Consider the following 26,924-nt stretch of genomic DNA (forward strand, 5'->3'; position numbering starts at 1 on the left):
AGATGTGAGAGATCCGGTGTGCGGCGGGGGTGTCGCGCCCCCGCCGCACGGGGTGGATCAGGAAGTTCAGGCCTCGGTACGCCGACGGCCGGCGAGCACGCCGTAGGCCACGCCGAGCGCGCCGACGACGATGCCCACGACGCCCAGTACGCGCGCGGTGGTGTCGGTGCCGTCGCCCGACGGGCCGGAGGAGTCCGCTGCGGAGCCGGTCGTCTTCTGCGCGGCGTCCTCGGCCGTCGCCGCGCCGTGCCCGTCCGCCGTGGCGGCGGACAGGGTGAGCACCGGAGCGGGGTTCGCGGGCTCCTGCCCGCCGTCCTGCCGGACCTCGATCCAGCGCACGACCTCGTTGTCGGAGTACGTCTGCAGCGCCTTGAAGGCCAGGTGGTCGGCGTCCTCGGGCAGGGCGCCCACGGAGACCGGGAACTTCTCGAAGTAACCGGGCTCCACGCCCTTGCCGTCGGCGGTCCAGGTGATCTTGGAGACGACCTCGTTGATCTTCTCGCCGTGCATCTCGACCGGCTTGGCCGGCTTGGACTTGGTGACCTCGATCTTCCAGCCCGGTACCGGCTCCGGCAGCGCGGAGGCCAGCGGGTGGTCGGTCGGGAAGGTGACCTCGAGCCTGGTGGTCGAGGCGTTGTCGCGCTCGTTGGGGACCTTGAAGTCGATCACCGCGTAGCCGCCCTTGGCGGCTGTGCCCTCCGGCTGCACGGTGACGTGCGCGAACGCCGGGGCGGACAGGGCGAGCACCGCGGAGCCGGCGAGGGTACCGGCGGCGGCGAGACGAGAGACCTTCATGGCAGGGAGCACTCCACTTCGAGTGAGTTCCGGTGAGGACGAAGGGGTACGCGCGCGTGGGCGTCGAAAAGCCGAGAACGCCGGTACGCGCGCGTGCGCCGCGTGACGGCGGCCCCTCCTCCGGGAAGCGGAGTGACGGTCGCGTCGCGTCAGGCGGCGAGGACGAGCACGCCGGCCGGCGGACCGCGCCGGATCACCGAGTGGCGGAGTGCGGTGGTATGGGGCTTGGAGGGCGCGAGCAGGGCGGTGCGCGGCGGCCGCGGGGCCGTCCCGGGCATCGCCGGGAGCCCGGCGCGCAGGGCACGCGCCAGCGCGAGCGCCGCACGCAGGGACCGTACGAGAGCGCTGTCCGCGAAGGAGTCGGCCGACAGGTCGATGAGCCGCAGCAGGGCCAGGTCGCCGCGGCGCAGCAGCCAGCCGGCCGCGACGGCCGCGAGGACGTGGCCGAGGAGCATCGGCAGGGACGGCAGCAGCGACGAACCGGCCGCCGTGGACAGGGCGTCCGCCCGGTGGGGCATGGCGCTCATGCCCAGGGCCGGGTCCGTGGACAGCCGTGCGTCGGCGAGGATGCGGCGTGCGTGTGCGGGCGAGATCGCCGCCGCCGAGGTCCCGCACACCAACCGCGCCGCCCGTTCGACCAGGGAGGTGTCGGACATCGACGTCATCGACATCCCGCCGCCCACCGTCGAGTTCTGGCCCAGGCCGAACAGCGTGTGCAGCACGGTCTGGCCGACCGCCAGCAGGGCCGCGATGCCGGGCAGGGAACGTGCGCGTCCGGCGAGCGGTGCCGCGACCAGGACCACCCCGAGGAAGCCCGCGCCCAGGGTCCACAGCGGAACCGTGGCGCAGGAGGCGAGCGTGTGACCGGCCGCGGCCAGCGCGACGCAGACCGCGGCGAACACCGCGGCCCGCAGCATCCGGACGTCTCGTCCGGAGCGCGCCGTGCGCTGGTGGGGGTCGGTCATGGCGGGCTCATCATCGCACTGGCCCCACCGGCGTCATGCGGCAGGTCCGCAACGTCGGACACCGACCGGAAGATCACTCTCTGGTGTGAGCCGACCCCACATACACGGATTCTTTCTTGGATGCATCGCCCATATGGGCCGCATCACGTCAACTCCGTGCTTACACACGGGCACGGGCGGCAATAAGAAACGGTATGTCGAGCCGCGGCCGGGAGGCTGGAGCATGAGCATCTGGTGGTCACTCCATTTGCGGCGGGAAGCTGCGAGCGTGCCGCTCGCCCGGCGGCTGCTGCTCGGCACGATGGAGACGGCGGGCGTCGACCCGGACGTCTCCTACGACCTCTCGGTCGCCCTCAGCGAGGCCTGCGCGAACGCCGTGGAGCACGGCGGGGACACCGCGCCGGGCGCGTCCTCGGAGGCGTACCGGGTCACCGCCTATCTGGACGGCGAGAAGTGCCGCATCGAGGTCACCGACTCCGGCCCCGGCTTCTGCGGTGCCGAGGCCGCCCGTCCCGCGCGCGCCGACGCCGAGCACGGCAGGGGTCTGTGTCTCATCCAGGAACTCGCCGACCATGTCCACATCGGCGCCAAGCCCGGGCTCGGGGGCACGGTGGTGAGCTTCGACAAGATCCTCAAGTGGCGGGAGGACGCACCGCTGGTGGCGGTATGACCCTGGACCCGCCGTCGGTCAGGCCACCGGCACCGGCCGCCCGAGGTCCTCACCGGTCCGTACGGCGGCCCTCCGCGTCGCCGGCCCCATCGCGTACGAGGCCACCACCGTCGCCCCGCCCAGCAGCAGCCACCCCGGCGTCCCCCACCCCATCAGCAGCGAGGTCAGCACGAGCGGCCCCAGCGTCCGGGCCACCGTCACCCCGGTCCCGAAGAACCCCTGGTACTCACCCACGCGGTCCGCCGGCGCCAGATCGAAGGACAGCTGCCAGGAACCGGCCGACTGCCCCATCTCGGCGACGACTTGGAGCACCGCCCCGACGGTCAGGGCTCCCACCGCCGCCCACCGCGTCACTCCGGCCGACAGCGCGAACACCGCGCACGCCCCGAGCATCACCCACGCGGAGCGCCGCACCGCGCGCGTGGCGGACGCCAGGCCGGTGACGCCGCCGGCCGTCCGCACCTGGAACAGCATCACCGCCCCGGTGTTGAGCACGAACAGCGCCGAGATCAGCCAGGCCGGTGCGGTCGTCCGCTCGGCGATCCACAGCGGCAGCCCCAGGCTGAGCAGCGGCATCCGCAGCAGCAGCACGGTGTTGAGCAGCGCGAGCACCGCGTACGGCCGGTCCCGCAGCACACCGAGCCGGTCCCGGTTCCGCGCGGGCTGCTCCTGAAGCACACCCCGCGCGTCCGGTTTCCCCGCGGCGGCCACGCCGGCCGGTGCGACCGGCGGCAGCCGCAGCAACATCCCCGCGCACACCAGGAAGCTCAACGCGTCCAGTGCGAACACACCGAAATACGCGGCCCGGGTCCCCGCCTGCAACGCCAGGCCGCCCAGTCCCGCACCCACGGCCAGCCCGGCGTTCAGCGTCGCCTGCAGGTGCGCGAGCAGCCCCGTCCGCTCCCCGGCCGCCACCAGCCCCGCGAGCAGCGCCTGCCGGGCGGCCGCCAGACCCGCCTGCGCCGTCGCGTAGGCGCAGGCGGCGAGGACGAACGGAACGAACCCCCGCACCACCAGGAACGAACCGACCGCCGCAGCGGTTCCCACCGCGAGCGCCACGGCCGTCCCCCGTGCCCCCCGCCGGTCGGCGATCCTCCCGAGCGGCACCCCGGCCAGCGACCCCACCGCCCAGGCGACGGTCAGCCCGAGCCCCACACGCCGAGGCGCGAGACCGACGACGTGCGTGAAGTAGAGCGCAGAGGTCACGTAGTACGCGCCGTCGCCGACGGAGTTGGCCAACTGGGCGAAGGCGAGCACCCGCCGCGGCCCGACGGGCGGTACGAGTCGAGAGGTCATGCTCCGACGCTACGATCCCAATGGGCCGTTCGGCAGTCCCAATCCCTTGCCGTCTCACTGGCCCAATTCAGCTGCCGTCCAGTACCTTCCCCAGCACCTCCAGGGCTTCCGGATACACCCGCTCCCGCGGTGTTCCGTACCCCACGACGACGCCCTGCGGCCGTTCCCCGCCCGGCTCGTGCCAGTGATCGCCGAGCCGCCCGAGCGCGAGCCCCGCCGCCTCGGCGCGCCCCAGCACCTCCGCCTCGTCGGCGACCTCCACGAGGGCGTGCAGCCCGGCCGCGATGCCGCGTACCTTCCGCCGCCCGCCGAGCCGGTCCAGGAGCTGGTCCCTGCGTCTGCGGTAGCGGAGACGGCACGCGCGCACGTGCCGGTCGTAGGCGTGGCTGTCGATGAGCTCGGCGAGTGCCAACTGGCCGATGGACTCGGTGTGGTGGTCGCTGTGCAGCTTGGCGTCGGCGACCGCGTCGACCAGGTGCGGCGGCAGCACCATCCAGCCCAGGCGCAGCGCGGGCCCGAGCGTCTTGGAGGCGGTGCCCAGGTAGACGACCTGCCCCGGCGCCATCCCCTGCAGGGCGCCCACCGGCTGGCGGTCGTAGCGGAACTCCCCGTCGTAGTCGTCCTCGACGATCAGTCCGCCCCGCGCGCGTGCCCAGTCCGTCACCGCCCGCCGCCGCTCCGGGTGCAGGGTGACGCCCGTCGGGTACTGGTGGGCCGGAGTGACCACGACGGCCTTCACGTCCCCCAACTCGTCGGCGCGTGCCCCGCGTTCGTCCACCGGCACCGGCAGCACGGTCCCGCCGTTGCGCCGCACGACCTCCCGGTGGAACGGCAGCCCCGGATCCTCCATGGCCACCGTGCCGCCCTCCAACACGCGGGTGAGGAGCGCGAGGCCCTGGATGTAGCCCGAGGTGATCACGATGCGCTCCGGGGGCGCGATGACGCCCCGCGCGCGTCCCAGGTACCCGGACAACGCCGTCCGCAGCTCGACGCGGCCCCGCGGATCCCCGTAGTCGTACGCCAGCAGGGGCGCCGTCGCGATGGCCCGCCTCAGCGCCCGCAGCCAGGCCGCCGCCGGGAAGGCGCCGACGTCCGGGCTGCCCGGGCGCAGGTCGAAACGCGGGGTACGCGCGTGCGTGGCCGCGTCGGGCGCCTCGGCGTCGGCCGACGGCAACCGCGCGACCTGCGTTCCCGACCCCTGGCGAGCGGTCAGGTACCCCTCGGCGACCAACTGGTCGTACGCCGCCTTGGCGGTCCCCCGGGAGATCCCGAGCTCACCGGCGAGCCGCCTTGTCGCGGGCAACCGGGTCCCGGGCGCGAGCCGCCCGTCCCGCACGGCGTCCCGCAGGGCCCGCTCCAGCCCGACCCGCCGTCCATCGCCGTCATCGGTCTCGAGATGCAGATCGACACCGACACCCGACCAGAAGCCGTCCACCCATCAACCCCCGTAGCCGCGGACCGCAGAGCAATGGCCGGGCACCCCTTCGTACCCGGCCATCAACAGCACATCAGCCCTTCAGCGAAGCCATCCAGCTCTCGACCTCGTCGGACCGCCGCGGCAGCCCCGCCGACAGGTTCCGGTTGCCGTCCTCGGTCACCAGGATGTCGTCCTCGATCCGCACGCCGATGCCCCGGTACTCCTGCGGCACCGTCAGGTCGTCGGACTGGAAGTACAGCCCGGGCTCCACGGTCAGCACCATCCCCGGCTCCAAGGTGCCGTCGACGTAAGACTCCACGCGCGCGGCGGCGCAGTCGTGGACGTCCATGCCCAGCATGTGACCCGTCCCGTGCAGCGTCCAGCGGCGCTGCAGCCCCAGCTCCAGCACCCGCTCCACGGGCCCCTCGACCAGCCCCCACTCGACGAGCCGCTCGGTCAGCACACGCTGCGCGGCGTCGTGGAAGTCCCGGTACTTGCCGCCCGGCTGCACGGCCGCGATACCGGCCTCCTGGGCGTCGTACACGGCGTCGTAGATCTTCTTCTGGATCTCGCTGAACCGCCCGTTCACCGGCAGCGTCCGCGTGACGTCGGCGGTGTAGTACGTGTGCGTCTCGACGCCCGCGTCCAGCAGCAGCAGCTCACCGGAGCGCACGGGTCCGTCGTTGCGCACCCAGTGCAGCGTGCACGCGTGCGGGCCGGCCGCGGCGATCGTGCCGTAGCCGACGTCGTTGCCCTCCACTCGGGCGCGCAGGAAGAACGTGCCCTCGATGTACCGCTCGCTGGTCGCCTCGGCCTTGTCGAGCACGCGTACGACGTCCTCGAAGCCGCGGACCGTGGAGTCGACGGCCTTCTGCAGCTCGCCGATCTCGAAATCGTCCTTGACCAGCCGCGCCTCGGAGAGGAAGACCCGCAGCTCCTCGTCGCGCTCGGCGGTGACCTTGTCGTTGAGCGCCGCCTCGATCCCGGCGTCGTACCCGCGCACGACGCGCACCGGGCCGGTCGCCTCGCGCAGCTTGTCGGCGAGTTCGCGCACGTCGGAGGCGGGGAGGCCGTAGAGCTTGGCGGCCTCGGTCAGCGAGTGCCGGCGGCCCACCCACAGCTCGCCCTGGCCGGAGAGCCAGAACTCGCCGTTCTCGCGGTCGGAGCGCGGCAGGAGGTAGATCGTCGCCTCATGTCCCTCGCCCTGGGGCTCGAGGACCAGGACGCCGTCCTCGGTCTGGTTGCCGGTCAGGTAGGCGTACTCGACCGACGCCCGGAAGGGGTACTCCGTGTCGTTCGAACGGGTCTTCAGGTTCCCCGAGGGGATCACCAGACGCTCGCCCGGGAAGCGCGCGGACAGCGCCGCGCGGCGGGCCGCGGTCTCGGCGGCCTGGGCGATCGGCTCCAGGTCGTGCAGCTCCGTATCGGCCCAGCCGGACTTCATGTGCTCGGCCAGTTCATCCGACACGCCCGGGTACAGGCCGTTCTTGCGCTGCTTGATCGGCTCCTCGGTCTCTTCCGGGCCCGCTGCGGCAGCAGCAGATGTCTCAGCCGGATTGAGCTCGTCGGCCACGGTCATCCTCCTCGATACGGCACTGGACCCCCTCCATCGTACGGTCGTACGGAAGGGGGCCCAGGGGCGAAGGGCCTGTTACCGAGGGAAGCGGCGCGCGGACGGAAGTACACGCCTCCGGCTCATTCGAACCGCGCCGCCAGCAGGACGACGTCCTCCTCGTGGTCCGCCGCGTCCAGCTCGTCGGGCAGCACCGTGCGCAGCACGTGGTCGGCGATCGCGTCCGGGTCGTGGCGCAGTGCCCTCGGCACCCCGGCCGCCGCCGCGTGTAGGCGGGCGAAGGCGCGGTCGGTGGGATCGCCGGTGCGGTGCAGCAGGCCGTCGGTGTAGAGCAGCACGGTCTCGCCGGGCTCGGCCTGGAGCTCGACGCTGGGCGCCTCCCAGCAGGCGAGCATGCCGAGCGGTGCGGAGACCGACGTCTCCACGTACTCGGTACGCCGTTCGCCGACAAGCAGCGGCGGACAGTGCCCGGCACCCGCGAGGGTGATCTTGCGCAGCGCGGGTTCGCAGTAGGCGAACAGGGCGGTGGCCGAGCGGGCGGGCTCGGTGAGCCGCAGCAGCAGTTCCAGGTCGGACAGGACGGCCACCGGGTCCTCGCCCTCCATCACGGCGTACGCGCGCAGGGAGGCCCGCAGCCGGCCCATCGCGGCGACGGCGCTCGGTCCCGAGCCGGTCACCGAGCCGACCGCGAGGCCGAGGGCGGCGTCCGGCAGCGGCAGCGCGTCGTACCAGTCACCGCCGCCGCGCGGGCCGGTGCGGTGCCGGGCGGCGAGCTGGACACCGGCGACACGGGGGAGCCGGGACGGCAGCAGCTCCTCGGACATCGTCGCCATGCACGCGCGCGTGCGCTCCAGCTCGACCAGCCGGGCCAGGTGTTCGCCGGCGTAGCGCGCGTACAGGCCGACGAGGTGGCGTTGACGCTCGACCGGCTCGGCGGGCTCGTCGTACAGCCACACGGCGGCGCCCAGGCGGCCCGTCGCGTCGGCGGTCAGGGGGAGGGCGTAGCTGGCGGCGTAGCCCAGGCGGGCGGCCACCTCGCGGTGGCGGGGGTCGAGGCCGTCCTCGGCGAGCAGGTCGGGCTGGGCGATCTCCGCGTCCGCGCCGGGCAGCCCGTCCAGGATGCGGCCGTACGACATGGCGCTGCGCGGCACGGTCTCGATGTGACCGAGGTCGGCGCGGCCGAGGCCCAGGCCGATCGTCGTGTCCGGTCCCAGCCGGTCGGCGGGTTCCAGGACGACGAGACCGCGCCGGGCGCCCACCAGGGCGGCTCCGGCGTGCAGCAGTTCGGTCAGGGCGTTGGTCAGGGTGTCCGTGCGGGCCAGTCGTTCGGTCAGTTCGTGCAGGGTCGTGAGGTCGGAGACCCAGCCGGCGAGGCGGTCCTGGAGCAGGGCTCCGGGTGGGTTCGGCGGGGGGACCGGAGCGGTTCCCGGGGCGACGGGCGCGGGCGCGACAGTGTGTGCGGGCGACGGAACCGTTGCATCGATTCCAGCCACTTTCGGAGGGTGAGGGGCGTTCATGGCGTCCGGCTTTCCGACCGGTGCGTACTGCTCAAAAGCATCGCAAACCCCCATGTCATTCTGCGCCGCTAGCAGTGTCTCCACATGTACACGCACTCGTGAGGGGATGTCCAGCATTGTCCTGCTGGGATTCCTGGTGTCCGTGGGTAACAAGTGCCTCGCCTGCCATAAAGCAAAGTTGGCTTAAAACTGCCCCAGGTAACGGGGTATTGCGGTCGACTGGCCTTGCTCCACGGAGCGTCACAGCGGTCGTGATGGGTACGTACTCGGAGAAGACCAGGGGTGTTTGACGGCCACCCGGAACCTGGTGACCGACCCGGGCGTCCTATCCACCGACGACCGTGCCCCATCCTCCCGTGGCGGAGGCGAAGAGAAAAACGCGTGACGGCAAAACGCCAGACTTCGCCACCCCGCGCCACGCCCATGCTTTTGACTGACGCAGTATGGGTGGCGTGGCTGCCACGGAAGCAGTCAACGTTCGACCCATAGGGGTTCCCCTTGTCTCCGGCAGGGGTGTGATGCGCCAACAGGTACGCACAGTGAAGTGATCGACACATTTTGTGATGTGGCCCACGGTGTTGCCAGCGGTGCAACGGAAAGGAACGAGCGCTCATGCGCGAGATCCTCGGAAGGCGACGCAGGCTCCTGTCCCAGCGCAGCGACGGAAGGCCTGAGTTGATCAGCGCGGCCCTGACCTTCGCGACGGAATGGCAGTGGCCGGTACTCCCGGGAGTGGCGGCGGACCCGCAGGGACGCTCCCGCTGCGCCTGTCCCGACCCGGAGTGCACGGTCCCCGGCGCGCATCCCTTCGACCCCGGCCTCCTCGCGGCCACCACCGACGCCCGCATGGTGCGCTGGTGGTGGGCCAACCGCCCGGCCGCGCCGATCGTCCTGGCCACCGGGGGTAAGGCCCCCTGCGCGGTGAGCCTGCCGGCCCTGGCCGCCGCGCACACCCTCACCGCCCTCGACCGCATGGGCCTGCGCCTGGGCCCGGTCGTGGCCGCGCCCAGCCGCTGGGCGATCCTCGTGAAGCCCTACTCCCTGGAGCAGTTGGGCGAACTGCTCTACGCCAAGGACTTCGTCCCCGGCTCCCTGCGCTTCCACGGCGAGGGCGGCTACCTCGCGCTGCCGCCGTCCGAGACCGGCGAGGGCGAGATCCGCTGGGAGCGCGCCCCGCTTCCCGGTTCCGCCTCCCCCTGGGTCCCCGATGTCGAGCCCGTGGTGGACGCGGCGGTCGAGGCCCTCACTCGTACGGGTGTGAGTGCGCCCGAGTTGTAGGGGTGTCGAGCGCGCGTGGTACGGCACGCGCGCGCGTGGTCGTTATCTTCCGCTCATGCTGCATCATTCCGGGGGCCGTCCCCCGGGCTCCCCGATCCGTCTGCTCGCCCTCGCGGGCACCGTGGTGTGCGCGGTCGCACTGCCGCTGGCCGTCGCGTCCGCGGGACCGGTGGGCGACGAGGGCCGTGCCGTCGTACGCACCCTGACCACCGACGACCCGAAAGTGCCCGCCGCCGAGGCCGGCCGATCGCCCCTGCTGCTGGGGCTCGGCCTCGCCACCGCCGCCCGGTGCGGGCCCCGACTCACCTCACCCGGCGGCATCGAGGCGCAGACCTGTGTGCTCACGGAGGGCGAGTACACGTGGGCGCGCACCTACTTCCGCAACACGACCGGCGACGCCCTGGGCGCCGTACTGAGCCTCCTGGGGCCCGACGACCGGACCGTGCAGACGAACTGCGCCGTGGGAGCCGGGAACGATCCAGGGACGTGCGAGACGCCCCGTGAGCGCACCCGGGGCGCCCTGGACGCCTACACGGCGGTCTCCGAGTTCGCGGCGCGGGCCGCGGACGGGCCGCTGCTGTTGCGCTCGGGAAGCAACTCGGGTGCGCCTACCGGCAGTTGACGCGTGGCCGCGTTCCGTCAAAGGAGCGCGGACATGAGAAGACCCGGTTGCTGGCGACGGGGGATGCACCAGCAACCGGGCTACTCGAACGGTAACAAGAGATCGGCGGTTCGCAAATTCGATCCGGGCTTTCCGGTCACCTACCGGCCCGTTCCCGAAGGGACTTGGGAGCACCGTCACCGGCCGTGCGGGAGCCCGGCGGGGCTGACCGGTGGTTCAGCCCCGCTCGATGCAGACAGGGTCTGTCAACTGAGCGTGACCTGCCGGTTGGTGAGCCCACCGCGCGCGCGGCGCTCGTCGGCGGTCAGCGGCGCGTCGGAGGCGAGGGCGTCGGCGAGGCGCTCGGCGAACTCGGCCGCGGGCTTCTCGATCTCCTCCGCCCCGACCCCGCTCGGCAGGTCCCAGACCGGCACGGTGAGCCCGTGGGCGCGGAAAGACCCCACGAGACGGGTGCCCTCCCCGAGGTTCGAGCCACCCGCCGCGTGCAGCCGCGCGAGAGCGTCCAGAAGCCGCTCCTCCGGGTGCGGCATCACCCAGCGCAGGTGGTTCTTGTCCGGAGTCTCGCACCAGTAGGCGGCGTCCACCCCGGTCAGCTTCACGGTCGGGATCGCCGCGGCGTTCGCCCGCTCCAGGGAAGCGGCCACCTCAGGGGTGGCGTTCTCCGGGTCCGGGACCCAGAACTCGAAGCCGCTGTGCACAACTGGCTCGAACGCGCCTTGGGGATCGAGCAGGTCCTGCAGCCGCGGACTCCCGGCGGGGGCGCGCCGTCCCTCGACCGGCGTGCCCGGTTCGGCGGTCAGCGCCCGCTGGAGGGTGTCGGCGAGGTCGCGGCTGATGTCACCCGACGCCGTGTCGTTCTGCAGCCCGAGCAGCACCGCGCCGTCGTCGCGGCGCAGGGCCGGCCAGGCCATCGGCAGCACCGTCGCGAGCGTGATGGACGGGACGCCCTCGGGGAGGCCGCCCTTCAGCGTCAGCTCGACCGTGGCTGCCGGGACCAGCTCGCGCAGCGCCACCCAGTCGCACTCGCCCGCGAGGCCCTCGAAGGGACGGTGCACCAGCTCGGTCACCGCGTGCTGGGCGGCCCGGCCGTGACAGGCCTTGTAGCGACGGCCGCTGCCACACGGGCAGGGCTCGCGCGCGCCGACGACCGGGATCTCTTGGTCGTCGAGAGGCTGCTTGGCCTTCGTCTGGGGTCGCTTCTTGGCCATCGTGGGTGTCTCCCGGTTACGGCTCGTCTCGTACGTCGGGAGCCTAGCCGTTCACGCCTCGGGCGACGGGAGCCTGTGGACAACGCGGTGTCCTCGCGCCGACCTGTGGACGACGCACCGGTCGTCCCGGAACCGGCGGACCCTGGTCCGCCCCGCGACCGGCGCCTCAGTCCAGGTCGTCGAAGGCGTCCGAGAAGCCCAGACCCGGCATCGCCGCGATCCGCGACACCGGTGCCGTGACGCGCGCGGCGAAGCCGTCCCGGCGGTGACCCGCGTCAGGATCATGAACGTCCGCGTGCACCACGACCCAGACGGTGACCTCGCCGCGGGCGTCGTCCCGCACGCCCCAGTCGTCGGCCAGCGCGGTGATGATGTTCAGCCCGCGGCCGCCGTGCGCGGTGACCGAGGGCGTCGCCGGAGCCGGGCGGGTGGGCCCGCCGCCGTCGGTGACCTCCACCGTGAGCCGACCGCTCAGGTCGACCCGCCAGGCGGCCCGGACGTCGCCGTCGCCGGCCGGCGCGCCGCCCAGCGGGCGGCCGTGCTTGCACGCATTGCTCAAGAGTTCGGAAAGAATCAGTACGGCATCGTCGATGACCGCTTCCGAGACCCCGCCCCTGCGCAGTTGCTCGCGCATACGGTGTCTCGCCTCCCCCACGCCCGCAGGGCCATGGGGTACGGCCATGCTCGACGACGTGGGCACCTCCTGTGCCACCACCAACGCCACCCCCGAGACCTCCTTCGCCCCACGCCACGGTGTGGATGCCCCATTGGCCTGTACCGGAAACCGGCCAGTGCTGGCCCGGTGACGCATTCGCAACGATCGAATACGGACCGAACGCGCCGGAGCACTCCCTGTAGCCGTGTGGCTTGATTTCGACGGTGGCCGGAGTCGGAGAATGGCTGCAAACCGGTCGAAGGGTCAAGGGTTCTTCACAGGTATTTACCAGTGACACACCTTCACAGGCGCCCCAGCTGTCGCAGCACCGCGCGCGGCCGGTTGGTGATGATGGCGTCGATGCCCAGGTCGACGCAGAGGTCCACGTCATCGGGCTCGTTCACGGTCCACACGTGTACCTGGTGCCCGGCGGCCTTGAGGCGCTCGATGTACCCCGGATGGTTGCGCACGATCCGCATGGAGGGGCCCGCGATCCGGACACCCGCCGGCAGCCGTCCGTCCCGCAGCCGCGGGGAGACGAACTGCAGCAGGTAGACCGTCGGCAGAGTCGGCGCGGCGGCACGCACGCGGTGCAGCGATCGCGCCGAGAAGCTCATCACGCGCACCGGGGAGTCGGCGGCCGAGGCGGGAGCGTCCAGTCCGAACCGCTTGAGGAGCATCAGCAGCCGCTCCTCCACCTGCCCCGCCCACCGCGTCGGATGCTTGGTCTCGACGGCCAGCTCCACGCGCCGCCCCGCGTCCGCGACGAGCTCCAGCAGCCGCTCCAGGGTCAGTACGGAGGTGTGCTCCCGCCCCTCGGGCAGGTACTCCCAGTCGGGCTCCTCGTCGCGCGTCCGCCAGAACTCGCGCGCCCGGCGCGAGCCGAAGTCCAGCGCGGCGAGCTCCGCGAGTTCCAGCGCCGAGACCGCGCCCCGGCCGTTGGACGTACGGTTGACGCGGCGGTCGTGGACACAGACGAGATGCCCGTCCGCCGTCAGTCGTACATCGCATTCGAGGGCGTCGGCGCCGTCCTCGATCGCCTTCTTGTAGGCGGCGAGGGTGTGCTCGGGGGCATCCTCGGACGCTCCGCGGTGGGCGACGACTTGGATCGTGTGCTGCCGTACGTGGGTCACCGCGTCATGGTGCCACCGCCAGGGGGTAGTCGTGCGGTCGGAGGGGCAGAGAATGCATCCTTTTTGCGAGTCATGACCTATATAAAGATTGCCCCCGGACCCACAGGCACCGCTTATGGTGCCCTGACGGCTCATGGGAAAAGCTGACGACATACAAAAGGACATGCACAGCTGCAGCGCACCGGACCGTCGAGCAAGTGAACGGGCGTGACCGAGTGCGACCCAGAACAACAGCCGTGGATCGAGGAGAGAAGCTGTGAGCACCGAGAACGAGGGCACCCCGGTACCCCCGGCCCCGTCTGCACCCCCCGTGCCGGTGGACGCTCCCGCTCCTTCGGCACCCGCCGCACCCGAGGGGGGCGCACCGACGACCCTGCTTCCTCCGACGCCCGCGAGCGCCCCCGGAGACCAGGGACAGGACCTGGCGCACGCCGGCCACGCGCCCGCGTACGCGTCGACGGACCCGAACAACCCCCAGGGGCATTCCGCTCCGGACGCCTCCTGGCCGCCCCCGCCCCCCGCGACGCCCGCGTACGCCGCCGGCGGCGGCGGTGCCGACTCCGGCTGGGGATCCCCGTACCCGTCGCAGCCGGCGCCGAAGTCCGGCCGCGGCGGTCTCTTCGCCGCGATCCTGGTGGCCGCCCTGGTCGCCGGCGGCCTGGGCGGCGGTCTCGGTTACACGCTGGCCAAGAACAACGACAACAACAGCGGCTCGACGACGGTCTCCGCCTCCACCAGCGGCGGTGGCGTCAAGCGCGACGCGGGCACGGTGGCGGGCGTGGCCGCACGGGCGCTGCCCAGCACGGTCACCATCGAGGCCGAGTCCACCAACGGCCAGGGCGGCACCGGAACCGGGTTCGTCTTCGACACCCAGGGCCACATCGTCACCAACAACCACGTCGTCGCCGACTCCCTGGACGGCGGCAAGCTGACGGCGACCTTCCCGAACGGCCGGAAGTACGACGCCGAGGTGGTCGGCCACGCGCAGGGCTACGACGTCGCGGTCATCAAGCTCAAGAACCCCCCGTCGGACCTCAAGCCGCTCACCCTGGGCGACTCCGACAAGGTGGCCGTCGGCGACTCCACCATCGCCATCGGCGCCCCCTTCGGCCTGTCCAACACGGTGACGGCGGGCATCATCAGCGCAAAGAACCGCCCGGTGGCCTCCAGCGACGGCCAGGGCTCCAGCGCCTCCTACATGAGCGCGCTGCAGACCGACGCCTCGATCAACCCGGGCAACTCGGGAGGCCCCCTCCTCGACGCCCAGGGCAACGTGATCGGCATCAACTCGGCGATCCAGTCCACCGGCAGCGGTGGCCTGGGCGGCAGCGGCCAGTCCGGCTCGATCGGCCTGGGCTTCGCCATCCCGATCGACCAGGCCAAGTACGTCGCCCAGCAGCTGATCAGCACCGGCAAGCCGGTCTACGCCAAGATCGGCGCGTCCGTCTCCCTGCAGGACTCCGGCAACGGTGCCAAGATCACCCAGCAGGGCGCGGGCGGCGCCTCCGCGGTGGAGTCCGGCGGCCCCGCCGACAAGGCCGGCCTCAAGCCCGGGGACGTCATCACCAAGCTCGACGACATGGTGATCGACTCCGGTCCGACCCTGATCGGCGAGATCTGGACCCACAAGCCCGGCGACAAGGTCACGATCACCTACGAACGCGGCGGCTCGTCCCACACCGTCGAACTGACTCTGGGCTCCCGGGTGGGCGACAACTGATCCACCCCGGGTCGATCAACAACCGACCACGCGCGCGCGTGCGGACCGGTTACCCTGTTCCCGCGCCGCCGATCTCGTGGGCGGCGCGGGGTGGGTTGCCCGAGCGGCCTAAGGGAACGGTCTTGAAAACCGTCGTGGCAGCGATGTCACCGTGGGTTCAAATCCCACACCCACCGCATCCATGAAGCCCTGGCACCGGAATCATTCCGGTGCCAGGGCTTCATGCGTGCCCGGGCGCTGGTCCGGCTAGGGCCTGTTGCGAAAGTGGCGCCTGCCGCGCGACGCCCGGCACGTGCTCTCGCCGCACCGCCCGAAAGCCCGAGTACGCCCGGTCCATCAACGGCGTCTTCCGGCCGGCACGCCGAGAGCACGCTCCCCCCACGACGCCGCGCGGCCGCCCTCCGGGCGACGACGCCACTTTCGCAACAGGCCCTAGAGCTCGAAGTCCCGTGCCAGTGCTGCCCAGTCCACCTCGCGCAATCCCGCCTCCGCCTCGCACTCGTCCGGTACGCGCGGTGTCGGCTGGAACCAGATGACGGTGAGGGAGGAGCGGTAAAGGACCGGGTCGTGGGCCGGATCGAGGGCGGTTGAGTGCAGGGAGCCCACGCAGGCGACCGGCGGCAGGACCTCGACCGGGCCGAACGCGCCCGAGTACTGGTCGGGGTACTCGCGCGCGGGCGGGACGAGGTGGACCGGTGAGCTCGGGAAGGCGCCCTCGGCGGTGCGGAGCAGGCCCTTGATCTTCATGTCGTTGACCAGTTTGCAGGGATAGCCCTCCAGCATTCCGCCGTACGTCGACGACAGCCGGAGCTCGGTGAGGTCGACGGAGCGGCCGGAGGTGAGGATCACGCGGGTCAGCGACATGAACCGCACTCTAGGGCGGTCTTGCATGGACTTCCTTTGCTTTTCGGCGCGGGTGGCCTCACGGCCGGTGCCCCGTCATCCGCGCCGCCGACGCGATCGTCGCCCGGGCCTCGCGCTCGGTCAGACCGGCGTTGAGCGCGGCGTCGACCAGGGGGGCGACGAGGGCGGGGCCGATGCCGTTCTCGTAGGCCCGGCAGGCCGCCCAGAACAGGCGGGTGTTGCGCTGCCCCTCGTGTGCCGCGAGGACGAACTGGACCAGGCCCTGCCCATGGTCGCCGGCCGAGGGGTGCGTGGCCGGGTGGACGGGCCGTGGCGGCGGGAGCAGCAGGCGCAGCAGGGCGGGCGGACAGGCGGCCGGGGCGAGGTGGGCGGTGCCGGGGGCGGTCGTGTAGGCGCCGTGGTCGGTGCGGGAGCCGGGGCCGACGAGGTAGCCGCCGGCGCCGCGGATGTCGATGCCGGGGGCCAGGCGGCCGGCCGAGTTGGGGACGGCCGCGTCCGGCGGGCCGGTCAGCCACAGGTGGCGGCCGCCGCTCGGGGTGAGCACGACCACCGTGTCGGGGATGGTGAACAGGTGGCGCAGGGCCAGTTCGCGCAGGGCCGTCGAGGAGTCCGTGCCGGACTTGGTGTCGAGGTCGACGCCGATCAGGTGATGGGGCGGCAGGCCGCAGGCGATGCCGTAGCCGGTGGCCCAGGGGGCCGCGGCGAACAGTTCGCGGATGCGCGCCGGGTCGGTCGAGGCGTCGTAGACCCCGTGGCCGAGGCGTCCGCACTCGCCGTGGCAGGGCTGGGGGTCGGGGTCGTCGCGGTGGGGGGAGCGCAGGGCCGGGAGTTTGGTCCGGGACAGCGGGATGACGGCCAGTCCGCGCTCGGCGGCTGACAGGGCGTGTGCGAGGGCCAGCGTCGTGGCCTGCCGGTCGGTGGTGGCCATGCCTCTATGCTCGTACGTACGTTCGAAAAAGGGAAGAGGGGTCGAACACGACGCGCCGGGGGCGGGCGAGTTGGCCGGAAAAGTGCTGAAACGCTTCGCCCCTTGTGTCACGGGAGAGGTGAGTGTCCGCACTGCACCGAACTGGGCCGAGAAAGGGGTGAAAGGGGTTTATCGACTTGTCGTAGCACTTGAGGAGGAATCGCGGCTTCCGGGGTGGTTCGCCGGGGATTCGGTGGGCAACCCTGGTCTTGCGACGTCGTGCACAGAACCGAGGTGGTCGGCCAACTTCCTTGGTAGCAGCCTTACTTGACGCACTACCGGCTGGAGAGCCGGGTTCTGGAGGAAGAAACATGGCAAGCATCCGTACCGCCCGCATCATCGCCGCCGTCTCCGCCCTCCCGCTGGCAGCCGCCCTGTTCACCGGCGTCGCGGCAGCGGACAACGGCGCCCTCGCGGGCAACGGATCGAACGCGGGTGTCGCGAGCGTCGTCGGCGGCGGCGTCGGACACGACAACAAGGGCAACTCGTCCACCACGAACCAGAACGCGGTCGGCTCCGGCGCCTCGAACCAGAGCAACACCGCACAGGTCGACGGCTCCGCCTTCACGGCGGTCCAGCAGGGGAACGAGGACGTCGTCGTCCATTTCAGTCACCTGTGGTGAGCCGACGGTCCTGACCCGCGAGGTCGGACCGGGGGTGTGGGGCAACGCGTCCGCGCGGCGATGCTTCGGCGTCGCCGCGCAGGCGTTTTCGTTGCGTGCACGCGTTTCGGCGGTCGCGGATCCGACCTTGACAGCCGACCTCATCTGACGGACAGTCAGAAACTCTCGGGACGAGGGGGCGATGGTGAGCGAGGACGAGCTGGGCGCACGGCTGAAGGCCTACGAGGGACGGCCGGCCGCGGTCGCCGGAGCGGGCAAGGACCCCGTGAACCTGCCCATGATCCGGCACTGGTGCGAGGCGATGGGCGACACCAACCCGGTGTACGAGGGCCCGGACGCCATCGCCCCGCCCACCATGCTCCAGGCCTGGACCATGGGCGGCCTGACCGGCCACACGGGCCGCTCGCAGGCGTACGACGACCTGCTCGGCCTCCTCGACGAGGCGGGCTGCACCTCGGTCGTCGCCACGGACTGCGAGCAGGAGTACGTCCTAGTCCTGCGGCCGGGCGACGAGATCACCTTCGACACCGTGATCGAGTCGGTGTCGGAGCGCAAGACGACCAGGCTGGGGACGGGCTACTTCGTCACCACCCGCACGGAGATCCGGGTCGGCCCGGGCCAGGACCTCGCCGGCACCCACCGCTTCCGCATCCTCAAGTACGCCCCCGCGGGCGGAGGTCGCAAGCAGCGGGGCGAGACCGCGGAACGGCAGCCCGCCCGCCGCCCCCGCCCGGTGGTCAACCGTGACAACGCCGGCTTCTGGGAGGGGGTGGAGCACCACCGGCTCCTCATCCAGCGCTGCACCGCCTGCCGGACCCTGCGCTTCCCCTGGCTGCCGGGCTGCAACCGCTGCGGCGCCCCGGACTGGGACACGGTCGAGGCGAGCGGGGAGGGCACGGTCTATTCGTACGTCGTGATGCACCACCCGCCCTTCCCGGCCTTCGACCCGCCCTACGCGGTCGCCCTCATAGAGCTCACGGAGGGCGTCCGGATGATCAGCAACGTCATCGGGACGCCCTACGACAAGGTGCGCATCGGGCTCCCCGTCCGTCTCGAGTTCCAGTCCTACGACGACGACCTGGTGCTGCCGGTGTTCCGTGCCCGGGAGGAGGTCGCATGAGCGGGCTTACGAGGGCCGGGCAGAAGCTTCCGCCGCTGGAGATCCCGATCACCTGCACGCTGATCGTCGCCGGGGCCATCGCCTCCCGCGACTACCAGGACGTGCACCACGACGCCGAGCTGGCCCGGCGGAAGGGCTCCCCGGACATCTTCATGAACATCCTGACGACCAACGGCCTGGTGGGCCGTTACATCACCGACCACTTCGGCCCGACAGCCGTGCTGCGCAAGGTCGCCATACGGCTGGGGGCGCCCAACTACCCCGGTGACACCATGGTGTTGACGGGCACGGTCGAGGAGGTCGTCGAGCACGCCGACGGCGACACGGCGACGGTCCGGGTGGTCGGGGCGAACGGCATCGGCAGACACGTCACCGGCACGGTGACGGTGACCGTCCCTTCGGGAGGTGCCGGATGAGCGTGCGCGCACCGGACCTTCTCGGCGGGCGGGCGGCCGTCGTCGGCATCGGCGCCACGGAGTTCTCCAAGGACTCGGGGCGCAGCGAGCTGCGGCTGGCCGTGGAGGCGGTGCGGGCGGCGCTTGAGGATGCGGGGCTGACGCCGGGCGACGTGGACGGGATGGTCACGTTCACGATGGACACCAGTCCGGAGATCACCGTGGCGCAGGCCTCCGGGATCGGTGAGCTGTCCTTCTTCTCCCGGGTCCACTACGGCGGCGGCGCCGCCTGCGCGACCGTCCAGCAGGCCGCGCTCGCCATCGCCGCCGGGGTGGCCGAGGTCGTCGTCTGCTACCGGGCCTTCAACGAGCGCTCCGGGCGCCGCTTCGGCTCCGGCGTGCAGCACCGCGAGCCGTCGGCCGAGGGCACCGCGCTCGGCTGGTCCCTGCCCTTCGGGCTCCTCACCCCGGCCTCCTGGGTGGCGATGGCGGCGCAGCGCTACCTGCACACCCACGGGCTGACACCGGAGGCGTTCGGGCAGGTGGCGGTGGTCGACCGGACGTACGCGGCGACGAACCCGGCGGCGTACTTCCACGGCCGCCCGATCACCCTCGCCGAGCACGCCGCCTCCCGCTGGATCGTCGAGCCGCTCAGGCTCCTGGACTGCTGCCAGGAGACGGACGGCGGCCAGGCGATCGTCGTGACGTCTCTCGAGCGGGCCCGCGATCTGCCGAACCGGCCGGCGGTCGTCGCGGCGGCCGCCCAGGGCGCGGGACGCGGACAGGAGCAGATGACCAGCTTCTACCGGGACGACCTGAGCGGTCTGCCGGAGATGGGCGTGGTGGCCCGCCAGCTGTGGCGGACCTCCGGGCTCACCCCGGCCGACGTGGACGTGGCGATCCTGTACGACCACTTCACGCCGTTCGTGCTGATGCAGCTGGAGGAGTTCGGGTTCTGCGGGCGGGGCGAGGCGGCGGACTTCGTGGCCGGTCGGAGCCTGCCGATCAACACGCACGGCGGCCAGCTGGGAGAGGCGTACCTCCATGGGATGAACGGGATCGCGGAGGGGGTACGGCAGCTTCGGGGGACGGCGGTGAACCGGATACCGGGCGCGCAGCGGGTCCTGGTCACGGCGGGCACCGGGGTGCCCACCTCGGGCCTGGTCCTGGCCGCGGACGGCTGACCTGCGCCGGAGCGGCCGCAGCGGGGTGCCCGCGGTGAACCCCCGGGCTTCCCCTCAGGGGTGATCCCAGGGTGATCCCGCAGTACACGTCACCCGCTCGTCCACCTTCAGGAGGTGCAGCGAGCCCCACCCCTACAACCTGAGGCGGAGTCCGCTTCGGGACCTGCGGCCGATGAGCCGGAGGCCCCCCGCTCATAGCGTGGAGCCATGACCACACCCGTCTGCACCAGCGCTTCGACCGCCGCCAAGCCGGCGACGCAGACCATTCCGTACACGTCGTTCACCTCGTACGTGAGGGCCCGGCAGCCGGTGCTGCTGCGTACCGCCCGGTCGCTGACCGCGAACCCGAGCGACGCGGAGGACCTGCTGCAGACCGCGCTCACCAAGACGTACGTCGCCTGGGAGCGGATCGAGGATCACCGTGCGCTGGACGGCTATGTGCGCCGGGCGCTGCTGAACACGCGCACCTCGCAGTGGCGCAAGCGCAAGGTCGACGAGTTCGTGTGCGAGGAACTGCCCGAGCCCGAGCCCGTGCCCGGCGGGGACGATCCCGCCGAGCAGCAGGCGCTGCACGACGCCATGTGGCGGGCGGTCATGAAGCTGCCCGACCGGCAGCGGGCGATGGTCGTCCTGAGGTACTACGAGGACCTGAGCGAGGTGCAGACGGCCGAGGTGCTGGGCGTGTCGGTGGGCACGGTCAAGTCCGCGGTGTCGCGTGCGCTGGGCAAGCTGCGGGAGGACCCCGAGCTGGGCCTGGTGCGGTGACGCGCCGAGCCGGCGGGTACGGGGGAGCGGCGTGACACGATCGTTCACCGGCAGCTAGTGACATACCGCGCGGTATGTGAGCAGAATCAGCGCAGACCCTACCGCCGCGTTGGCAATGTCGCCCCGGGAGGACACCGTGCTGAGCACGATGCAGGACGTACCGCTGACCGTTACCCGCATCCTGGCGCACGGGACGCTGGTGCACGGACGGTCGCAGATCATCACCTGGACCGGCGAGGGCGAGCCGCACCGGCGCAGCTTCGGCGAGGCGGGCGTCCGGGCCGTACGGCTGGCGAACGCCCTCCGGGACGAGCTCGGCGTCCGGGGGGACGACCGGGTGGCGACGCTGATGTGGAACAACGCCGAGCACGTCGAGGCCTACTTCGCGATCCCCTCCATGGGGGCGGTGCTGCACACCCTCAACCTCCGCCTGCCCGCCGAGCAACTGGTGTGGATCGTCAACCACGCGGCCGACAAGGTGGTCATCGTCAACGGTACGCTGCTGCCGCTGCTCGCCCCGCTGCTGCCGCACCTGCCGACGGTGGAGCACGTCGTGGTCTCCGGCCCCGGCGACCGCTCGCTCCTGGAGGGCGCCCGCGCGCGGGTGCACGAGTACGAGGAGCTGATCGCGGACCGGCCGACCACCTACGACTGGCCCGAGCTGGACGAGCGCCAGGCCGCCGCCATGTGCTACACGTCCGGCACGACGGGCGACCCCAAGGGCGTGGTGTACAGCCACCGTTCGATCTACCTGCACTCCATGCAGGTCAACATGGCCCAGTCGATGGGATTGACGGACCAGGACACCTCGCTCGTCGTGGTGCCGCAGTTCCACGTCAACGCCTGGGGCCTGCCGCACGCGACCTTCATGACCGGCGTCAACCTGCTGATGCCGGACCGCTTCCTGCAGCCCGGCCCGCTCGCCGAGATGATCGAGAGCGAGCGGCCCACCCACGCGGCCGCCGTCCCGACCATCTGGCAGGGTCTGCTGGCCGAGCTGAACGCCAAGCCGCGGGACGTCTCCTCCCTCACCCAGGTCACCATCGGCGGCTCCGCCTGCCCGCCCTCCCTCATGGAGGCCTTCGACCATCTGGGTATGCGGGTCTGTCACGCCTGGGGCATGACGGAGACCTCCCCGCTCGGCACCATCGCCCGTCCGCCCGCCCATGTGGTGGGCACGGACGAGGAGTTCGCGTACCGCCTGACGCAGGGCCGTTTCCCGGCCGGCGTCGAGGCGCGGCTCAGTGGCCCCGGCGGCGAACGCCTGCCCTGGGACGGCGAGTCGGCCGGTGAGCTGGAGGTGCGCGGCCCCTGGATCGCGGGTGCCTACTACAACGGCCCGGACGCCGAACCCCTGCGCCCCGCCGACAAGTTCAGCGAGGACGGCTGGCTGAAGACCGGTGACGTCGGCACCATCTCCCCCGAGGGCTTCCTCACCCTCACCGACCGCGCCAAGGACGTCATCAAGTCCGGCGGCGAGTGGATCTCCTCGGTCGACCTGGAGAACGCGCTCATGTCCCACCCGGAGGTCGCCGAGGCGGCCGTCGTGGCGGTGCCGGACGAGAAGTGGGGCGAGCGCCCGCTGGCCACGGTCGTCCTCAAGGAGGGCGCCACCGCCGACTTCGCGTCCCTGCGCGCCTTCCTCGCCGACGAGGGCCACATCGCGAAGTGGCAGCTCCCCGAGCGCTGGACCATCATCGAGGCGGTGCCGAAGACCAGCGTGGGCAAGTTCGACAAGAAGGTGCTGCGCAGGCGGTACGCCGACGGCGAGCTGGACGTGACCCAGCTCTGAACCGTACGACCGGCACCAACTGGCGTGCCCCGAGCGTCAGTTGGTGCCGATCCGCGCCAGCAGGTCCACGATCCGGGCCTGCACCTCGGTGCTCGTCGACCGCTCCGCCAGGAACAGCACCGTCTCGCCGGACGCCAGCCGCGGCAGGTCCGCCTGGTCGACGGCGGCGGTGTAGACGACGAGCGGGGTGCGGTTGAGCTGCCCGTTCGCGCGCAGCCAGTCGATGATGCCGGCCTGGCGCCGGTGCACCTGCATCAGGTCCATCACGACCAGGTTCGGCCGCAGTTGCCCCGCCAGCGTCACCGCGTCCGCGTCGCTCGCGGCCCGCGCCACCTGCATCCCGCGCCGCTCCAGTGTCGCCGTCAGCGCCAGCGCGATCTCCGCGTGCTCCTCGATCAGCAGCACCCGCGGCGGATGCTGCTCACTGTCCCGCGGCGCCAGCGCCTTCAGCAGGACCGCGGGGTCGGCCCCGTACGCCGCCTCGCGCGTCGCCTGCCCAAGGCCGGCCGTGACCATCACCGGCACCTCGGCGGCGACGGCGGCCTGCCGCAACGACTGCAGGGCCGTCCGGGTGATCGGCCCGGTCAGCGGGTCCACGAACAGGGCGGCCGGGAAGGCGGCGATCTGAGCGTCGACCTCCTCGCGCGAGTGCACGATGACCGGCCGGTACCCGCGGTCGCTGAGCGCCTGCTGGGTCGTCACGTCCGGCGCGGGCCACACCAGCAGCCGCCGCGGGTTGTCCAGCGGCTCCGGAGGCAGCTCGTCGTCCAGCGGAACGGGCCGCGGGGTGTCCGCGACCTCGACGGCACCGCCGGGACCGTCCAGCGGCTCCGGACCCTCGGCGGCGTTCTCGTCCGGCGCGCCTATGGCGTAGGACCGTCCGCTGCCCTCGGTGGTCTGCGTCAACCGCGACGGGGCCTGCCCGGGCGCCTGCTCGGCCGTCGGATGCGGCCGGGCCGTCTGCTCCGGCGCGGTGCCGGCGTCGGTACGCGTCCCCAGCTTGCGGCGCCGCCCCGAACCGCCCGGGTTGTGCGGCGCGGGCGTCGCGGTCGGCTGCTGCACCTGCGCCGCCTGGCGCGTGAACGGCACCCCCTGCCCGAGCGTCCGCACGCTGATCGCCCGTCCCTGCGTCGAGTTGGGGTCGACGGGAGCGGCGCCCGCCTCGGCGGGAAGCGGCTGAGCGGCCCCCGCCCGCGCCTCGGGGGGCAGCGGAGCACCGGGGACGGCCTGACCCGGCAGCCCCTGCCCGGGCGCCTGTTGCTGCTGGACGGGCAGGGCGACCTGCCCGGTCGCGTTCTGCGCGGGCACGCCCGGTACCGGTACGGGAACCGACTGCCCCGGCGCCATCTGCGCCGGAATCGGCTGACCGGGAGCCGACTGCACACCCGCCGGAAGAGCCCCCTGCGGGGGCACGGCGACGGCAGCCGGCTGCCCCTGGGCGACCGGCTGACCGGGCGCCGTACCGCTCGGCACGGCCTCCGGTACGGCGGTACCCGCCGCGGGCTGGGCGACGGCACGACGGCGCCGTCCGGTGGGCGCACTCGTGGGATGCGGCTGGGGCGGGGTGTGGTCGCCGGACTGGTCGTGCGGTACGGCGTCGTGCCGGCCGTCCTCGGTGGGCGCGTCACCGGAGGCACCCTGCTCGCCCTGCGCGGGAACGGGCGCCTGCGGCTGCCCCGGCACGACCGCCGCCTGCGCGGGCCCGGGCACCTGTCCTGCGACCGGCGCCGGCCCTGACCCTTGCGGCTGTGCGCCCACCTGCTGCTGCCCGGGAACCGGTACCTGCCCGGGAACCGGCGGCTGTCCCGCCACCGGCATCTGCCCGGCAGCCGGCACCCGTCCCTGCCCGGGAGCCGCAACGGGCACCTGCCCCGCAGCCGGCACCAACCCCGGCGCGGGAGCCGCAACCGGCCCCTGCCCCGTGACCTGCGGCTGCACCGGCATGAGCCCCTGCCCGCCGGCATCCGTGCCGGGTGTCCGGTCCGCCTCCGCCGGGGGCAGCGCGAACACCGAGCGCGGGCCGGCCTCCTGCGCGGCGGCGCGCTCGTTAGCGGCGGCCAGCGCGCGGCGGCGACGCCCCGTCGGCTGACCGTCCTCGCCCTGGTCGTCCGCGGCCGCGGGCTCCACCGCCGGTGCTCCCGCCGACTGCCCCCCGGCAGGCAGCGCCGCGGGCAACGCGTGCTGTTCGCCGCCGTCGCGCCGCGCGCGTCGTCCCGTCGGTGCCGGAACGCCCTGCGGCGGTACGGTCCCGCCCAGCCCCGTACCGGCGGCGGCGGTCCCCGCGGCGTGCTCGGCGGCCGTGACGACGGCGCCCTCGGAGACCCCGTCCCCGGCGGCCCCGGCTCCCTCGGCTGCTCGCCCGCGCCGTCGCCCGGTACCGCCGGACACCTCCACGGCACCCGTGGCGGCAGCGGCGGCGGCCGACTCCTCGACGGCGCGCCTCCGGCGGCGCCCGGTCGGCGCACCGGCCTCCGCGTCCGGGGCGCCGAACACGGCGACGGCCGTACCGGGTTCGTCGGTGCCGGATTCCTGGGCGTCGTCGCCGTCCAGGAAGGCGTCGACGGAGGACCGACGGCCTCGGCGCCGTCCGCCGGAGGTCTCGTCCGCGGCGGGGAGCTCGGCGGGGGCCTGGGCCGCGACGGCGCCCGCGCCGCCGCCGATGGGCACCTCCAGCACATAGGCGCTGCCGCTCATGCCCGGCACTTCGTGGGTCTGCAGCACACCGCCGTGGGCGCGCACGATCCCGCGCACGATCGGCTCGTGCACGGGGTCTCCGCCGGCGTACGGCCCGCGTACCTCGATGCGGACGACCTCGCCGCGCTGCGCCGCCGCGACGACGACGGTGTTGTCCATGTAACCGCCCGCCGACACGGGCGCGTTGCCGGTCGCGTCGACGCCGGCGACGTCCGCGACGAGGTGCGCGAGCGCGCTCGCGAGGCGCTGCGGGTCGACCTCGGCCTCGATGGGCGGCGCGTGCACGGCGAACTGCACCCGGCCGGGCCCGATGAGCTCCACGGCACCGTCGACACCGGCGGCGACCACCGCGTCGAGCATGACCTTCGTACGGACGATCTGCTCGACGCCGGTGTCGAGCCGCTGATAGCCGAGGACGTTGTTGATGAGGGTGGTGATCCGCGAGTACCCGGCGGACAGGTGGTGCAGCACCTGGTTGGCCTCGGGCCACAGCTGCCCCGCGTCGTCGGCGGCCAGCGCGGCGAGTTCGCGCCGCAGCTCGTCCAGGGGCCCGCGCAGGGATCGCCCCAGCAGCGTCAGCAGCTGCTCGTGCCGTCCGGCGAGGGCCTCGTACCGGTCCTTCTCGCGTTCGCCGAGCGCGGCGTACCGCTCGTCGCCGGCGGCGAGTTCCTCCTCGTGCTGCTCCTGCAGCTCCTCGACCTCGTTGATGTGCTTCTGGCGCAGGGCGGTGAGCTCGGAGGCGTGCTCCTCCTCGAGCCGGTCCACCTCCGCGGCGTGCCGCTTCTCCAGCGCGGCCTTCTCCTCGACGAGGGCGTCGTAGGGCCGCCGGTCGGTGAAGGTCATCACGGCGCCGACGAGCTGGTCGCCGTCGCGCACCGGCGCGGTCGTCAGGTCGACCGAGACCCGGTCGCCGTTCTTGGCGAACAGCACCTGTCCGCGCACCCGGTGCTTGCGTCCCGAGCGCAGGGTGTCGGCGAGCGCCGACTCCTCGTACGGGAAGGGGGAACCGTCGGCGCGTGAGTGCAGGGCGAGGGTGTGCAGCTGCTTGCCGCCGAGGTCGCTGGCCCGGTAGCCCAGTATCTGGGCGGCGGCCGGGTTGACGAGGACGATCCGGCCGTCGGTGTCGGTGCCGACCACGCCCTCGGAGGCGGCCCGCAGGATCATCTCGGTCTGCCGCTGCGAGCGGGCCAGCTCCGCCTCGGTGTCCACGGTGCCGGTCAGGTCGCGCACGACGAGCATCAGCAGCTCGTCGCCGCTGTAGCCGTAACCGTCGTACGCCTGCTGGCCGTTCTCCAGGTTGGCGCTGGTGACCTCGACCGGGAACTCGGTGCCGTCGGTGCGGCGGGCGATCATACGGGTCGGTTTGGTGCGCCCGCGCGGGTCCATGTGGTCGGGGCGGCGCATGGAGCCGGGGATGAGCTTGGAGTCGAACTGCGGCAGCAGGTCGAGCAGCCCGCGCCCGACCAGCGCGGTCCCGGGCGCTTCGAAGGCCTCGAGCGCGATGGTGTTGGCGTTGACGACCGTTCCGTTGGCGTTGACCAGCACCAACGCGTCGGGAAGCGCGTCGAGTATGGCTGCGAGGCGAGCAGCGCCTCGGGATGGCCTGCTGCTCACGAGACGCTTCCTCCCTGTTACCGCACCTTGCCGACCGCTCGGGCCATCTTGCCAACC

Annotated in this window: 22 protein-coding genes and 1 tRNA gene; 11 read left to right on the forward strand and 12 right to left on the reverse strand. The window is 72.5% G+C overall.

Annotated features, from left to right (window positions below):
• Window positions 1–66: 66 nt before the first annotated feature.
• Window positions 67–795, reverse strand: coding sequence for a YcnI family protein (locus ACIRVK_RS21355; protein WP_404249255.1), 729 nt, complete (start codon window positions 793–795; stop codon window positions 67–69).
• 149 nt (window positions 796–944) lie between these two features.
• A complete protein-coding gene (locus tag ACIRVK_RS21360) occupies window positions 945–1,760 on the reverse strand; it encodes a hypothetical protein (RefSeq protein WP_404249257.1) in 816 nt (271 codons plus the stop codon).
• A 223-nt stretch (window positions 1,761–1,983) separates the two neighbouring features.
• Here ACIRVK_RS21360 and ACIRVK_RS21365 point away from each other — a divergent pair, with 223 nt between their 5' ends.
• Window positions 1,984–2,430, forward strand: a complete 447-nt coding sequence (locus tag ACIRVK_RS21365; protein ID WP_404249259.1) for an ATP-binding protein — start codon at window positions 1,984–1,986, stop codon at window positions 2,428–2,430.
• Between the two features lie 18 nt (window positions 2,431–2,448).
• Here the strand turns inward: ACIRVK_RS21365 and ACIRVK_RS21370 are convergent, their stop codons facing one another.
• The 4 genes from ACIRVK_RS21370 to ACIRVK_RS21385 all read right to left on the reverse strand — a co-directional run bounded on the left by ACIRVK_RS21370 (window position 2,449) and on the right by ACIRVK_RS21385 (window position 8,350).
• Complete coding sequence (locus tag ACIRVK_RS21370; RefSeq protein ID WP_404249261.1) at window positions 2,449–3,726, reverse strand: MFS transporter; 1,278 nt, start codon at window positions 3,724–3,726, stop codon at window positions 2,449–2,451.
• A gap of 67 nt (window positions 3,727–3,793) precedes the next feature.
• Window positions 3,794–5,161: a PLP-dependent aminotransferase family protein gene (locus ACIRVK_RS21375; RefSeq protein ID WP_404249263.1), complete on the reverse strand. Its 1,368-nt coding sequence runs from the start codon at window positions 5,159–5,161 to the stop codon at window positions 3,794–3,796.
• A gap of 73 nt (window positions 5,162–5,234) precedes the next feature.
• Window positions 5,235–6,722: an aminopeptidase P family protein gene (locus ACIRVK_RS21380; RefSeq protein WP_404249265.1), complete on the reverse strand. Its 1,488-nt coding sequence runs from the start codon at window positions 6,720–6,722 to the stop codon at window positions 5,235–5,237.
• Between the two features lie 116 nt (window positions 6,723–6,838).
• Window positions 6,839–8,350 carry a PP2C family protein-serine/threonine phosphatase gene (locus tag ACIRVK_RS21385; RefSeq protein WP_404249267.1) on the reverse strand — a complete coding sequence of 504 codons (1,512 nt, stop codon included), beginning with the start codon at window positions 8,348–8,350 and terminating at the stop codon, window positions 6,839–6,841.
• Between the two features lie 495 nt (window positions 8,351–8,845).
• Here ACIRVK_RS21385 and ACIRVK_RS21390 point away from each other — a divergent pair, with 495 nt between their 5' ends.
• Complete coding sequence (locus tag ACIRVK_RS21390) at window positions 8,846–9,511, forward strand: bifunctional DNA primase/polymerase (protein WP_404249269.1); 666 nt, start codon at window positions 8,846–8,848, stop codon at window positions 9,509–9,511.
• Window positions 9,512–9,566: 55 nt separating this feature from the next.
• Window positions 9,567–10,133, forward strand: coding sequence for a hypothetical protein (locus tag ACIRVK_RS21395; RefSeq protein WP_404249271.1), 567 nt, complete (start codon window positions 9,567–9,569; stop codon window positions 10,131–10,133).
• A 245-nt stretch (window positions 10,134–10,378) separates the two neighbouring features.
• On the opposite strand, the gene ACIRVK_RS21400 is transcribed toward ACIRVK_RS21395, so the two are convergent.
• From ACIRVK_RS21400 to ACIRVK_RS21410, 3 genes are all read right to left on the reverse strand, one after another.
• The gene (locus ACIRVK_RS21400; protein ID WP_404249273.1) at window positions 10,379–11,341 is read right to left on the reverse strand and encodes a DUF5926 family protein; all 963 of its coding nucleotides are present in this window, start codon (window positions 11,339–11,341) and stop codon (window positions 10,379–10,381) included.
• A 166-nt stretch (window positions 11,342–11,507) separates the two neighbouring features.
• Entirely contained in the window at window positions 11,508–12,152 is a 645-nt protein-coding gene (locus ACIRVK_RS21405; protein WP_404249275.1) for an ATP-binding protein, read from the reverse strand.
• Between the two features lie 146 nt (window positions 12,153–12,298).
• Complete coding sequence (locus ACIRVK_RS21410; RefSeq protein ID WP_404249277.1) at window positions 12,299–13,129, reverse strand: glycerophosphodiester phosphodiesterase; 831 nt, start codon at window positions 13,127–13,129, stop codon at window positions 12,299–12,301.
• A gap of 256 nt (window positions 13,130–13,385) precedes the next feature.
• Between ACIRVK_RS21410 and ACIRVK_RS21415 the strand changes: the two genes are divergently transcribed.
• Both ACIRVK_RS21415 and ACIRVK_RS21420 read left to right on the forward strand, forming a co-directional pair.
• Window positions 13,386–14,849, forward strand: a complete 1,464-nt coding sequence (locus ACIRVK_RS21415; RefSeq protein ID WP_404249279.1) for a S1C family serine protease — start codon at window positions 13,386–13,388, stop codon at window positions 14,847–14,849.
• A gap of 89 nt (window positions 14,850–14,938) precedes the next feature.
• Window positions 14,939–15,025 (forward strand) — tRNA-Ser (locus tag ACIRVK_RS21420).
• 256 nt (window positions 15,026–15,281) lie between these two features.
• Here ACIRVK_RS21420 and ACIRVK_RS21425 read toward each other — a convergent pair.
• Together ACIRVK_RS21425 and ACIRVK_RS21430 are read right to left on the reverse strand one after the other, a co-directional pair.
• Window positions 15,282–15,713: a hypothetical protein gene (locus ACIRVK_RS21425; RefSeq protein WP_404249280.1), complete on the reverse strand. Its 432-nt coding sequence runs from the start codon at window positions 15,711–15,713 to the stop codon at window positions 15,282–15,284.
• Window positions 15,714–15,771: 58 nt separating this feature from the next.
• A complete protein-coding gene (locus ACIRVK_RS21430) occupies window positions 15,772–16,641 on the reverse strand; it encodes a bifunctional DNA primase/polymerase (RefSeq protein WP_404249282.1) in 870 nt (289 codons plus the stop codon).
• A gap of 350 nt (window positions 16,642–16,991) precedes the next feature.
• Here ACIRVK_RS21430 and ACIRVK_RS21435 point away from each other — a divergent pair, with 350 nt between their 5' ends.
• The 6 genes from ACIRVK_RS21435 to ACIRVK_RS21460 all read left to right on the forward strand — a co-directional run bounded on the left by ACIRVK_RS21435 (window position 16,992) and on the right by ACIRVK_RS21460 (window position 22,559).
• Window positions 16,992–17,303, forward strand: coding sequence for a hypothetical protein (locus ACIRVK_RS21435; protein ID WP_404249284.1), 312 nt, complete (start codon window positions 16,992–16,994; stop codon window positions 17,301–17,303).
• Between the two features lie 181 nt (window positions 17,304–17,484).
• Complete coding sequence (locus ACIRVK_RS21440) at window positions 17,485–18,423, forward strand: bifunctional MaoC family dehydratase N-terminal/OB-fold nucleic acid binding domain-containing protein (protein ID WP_404249286.1); 939 nt, start codon at window positions 17,485–17,487, stop codon at window positions 18,421–18,423.
• Window positions 18,420–18,839, forward strand: coding sequence for a MaoC/PaaZ C-terminal domain-containing protein (locus ACIRVK_RS21445; protein WP_404249288.1), 420 nt, complete (start codon window positions 18,420–18,422; stop codon window positions 18,837–18,839). The genes ACIRVK_RS21440 and ACIRVK_RS21445 overlap by 4 nt, the downstream gene beginning before the upstream one ends.
• Complete coding sequence (locus tag ACIRVK_RS21450) at window positions 18,836–20,002, forward strand: lipid-transfer protein (RefSeq protein WP_404249290.1); 1,167 nt, start codon at window positions 18,836–18,838, stop codon at window positions 20,000–20,002. The genes ACIRVK_RS21445 and ACIRVK_RS21450 overlap by 4 nt, the downstream gene beginning before the upstream one ends.
• Before the next feature lie 207 nt (window positions 20,003–20,209).
• On the forward strand, window positions 20,210–20,767 hold the full coding sequence (locus ACIRVK_RS21455) for a SigE family RNA polymerase sigma factor (protein ID WP_404249292.1): 558 nt from the start codon (window positions 20,210–20,212) through the stop codon (window positions 20,765–20,767).
• Window positions 20,768–20,882: 115 nt separating this feature from the next.
• Window positions 20,883–22,559 carry a long-chain fatty acid--CoA ligase gene (locus ACIRVK_RS21460; RefSeq protein ID WP_404249366.1) on the forward strand — a complete coding sequence of 559 codons (1,677 nt, stop codon included), beginning with the start codon at window positions 20,883–20,885 and terminating at the stop codon, window positions 22,557–22,559.
• A gap of 36 nt (window positions 22,560–22,595) precedes the next feature.
• On the opposite strand, the gene ACIRVK_RS21465 is transcribed toward ACIRVK_RS21460, so the two are convergent.
• Window positions 22,596–26,867, reverse strand: a complete 4,272-nt coding sequence (locus ACIRVK_RS21465; protein ID WP_404249294.1) for a PAS domain-containing protein — start codon at window positions 26,865–26,867, stop codon at window positions 22,596–22,598.
• Window positions 26,868–26,924 lie beyond the last annotated feature (57 nt).

Source organism: Streptomyces sp. NPDC101152, assembly GCF_044768275.1.
Classification (GTDB): domain Bacteria; phylum Actinomycetota; class Actinomycetes; order Streptomycetales; family Streptomycetaceae; genus Streptomyces.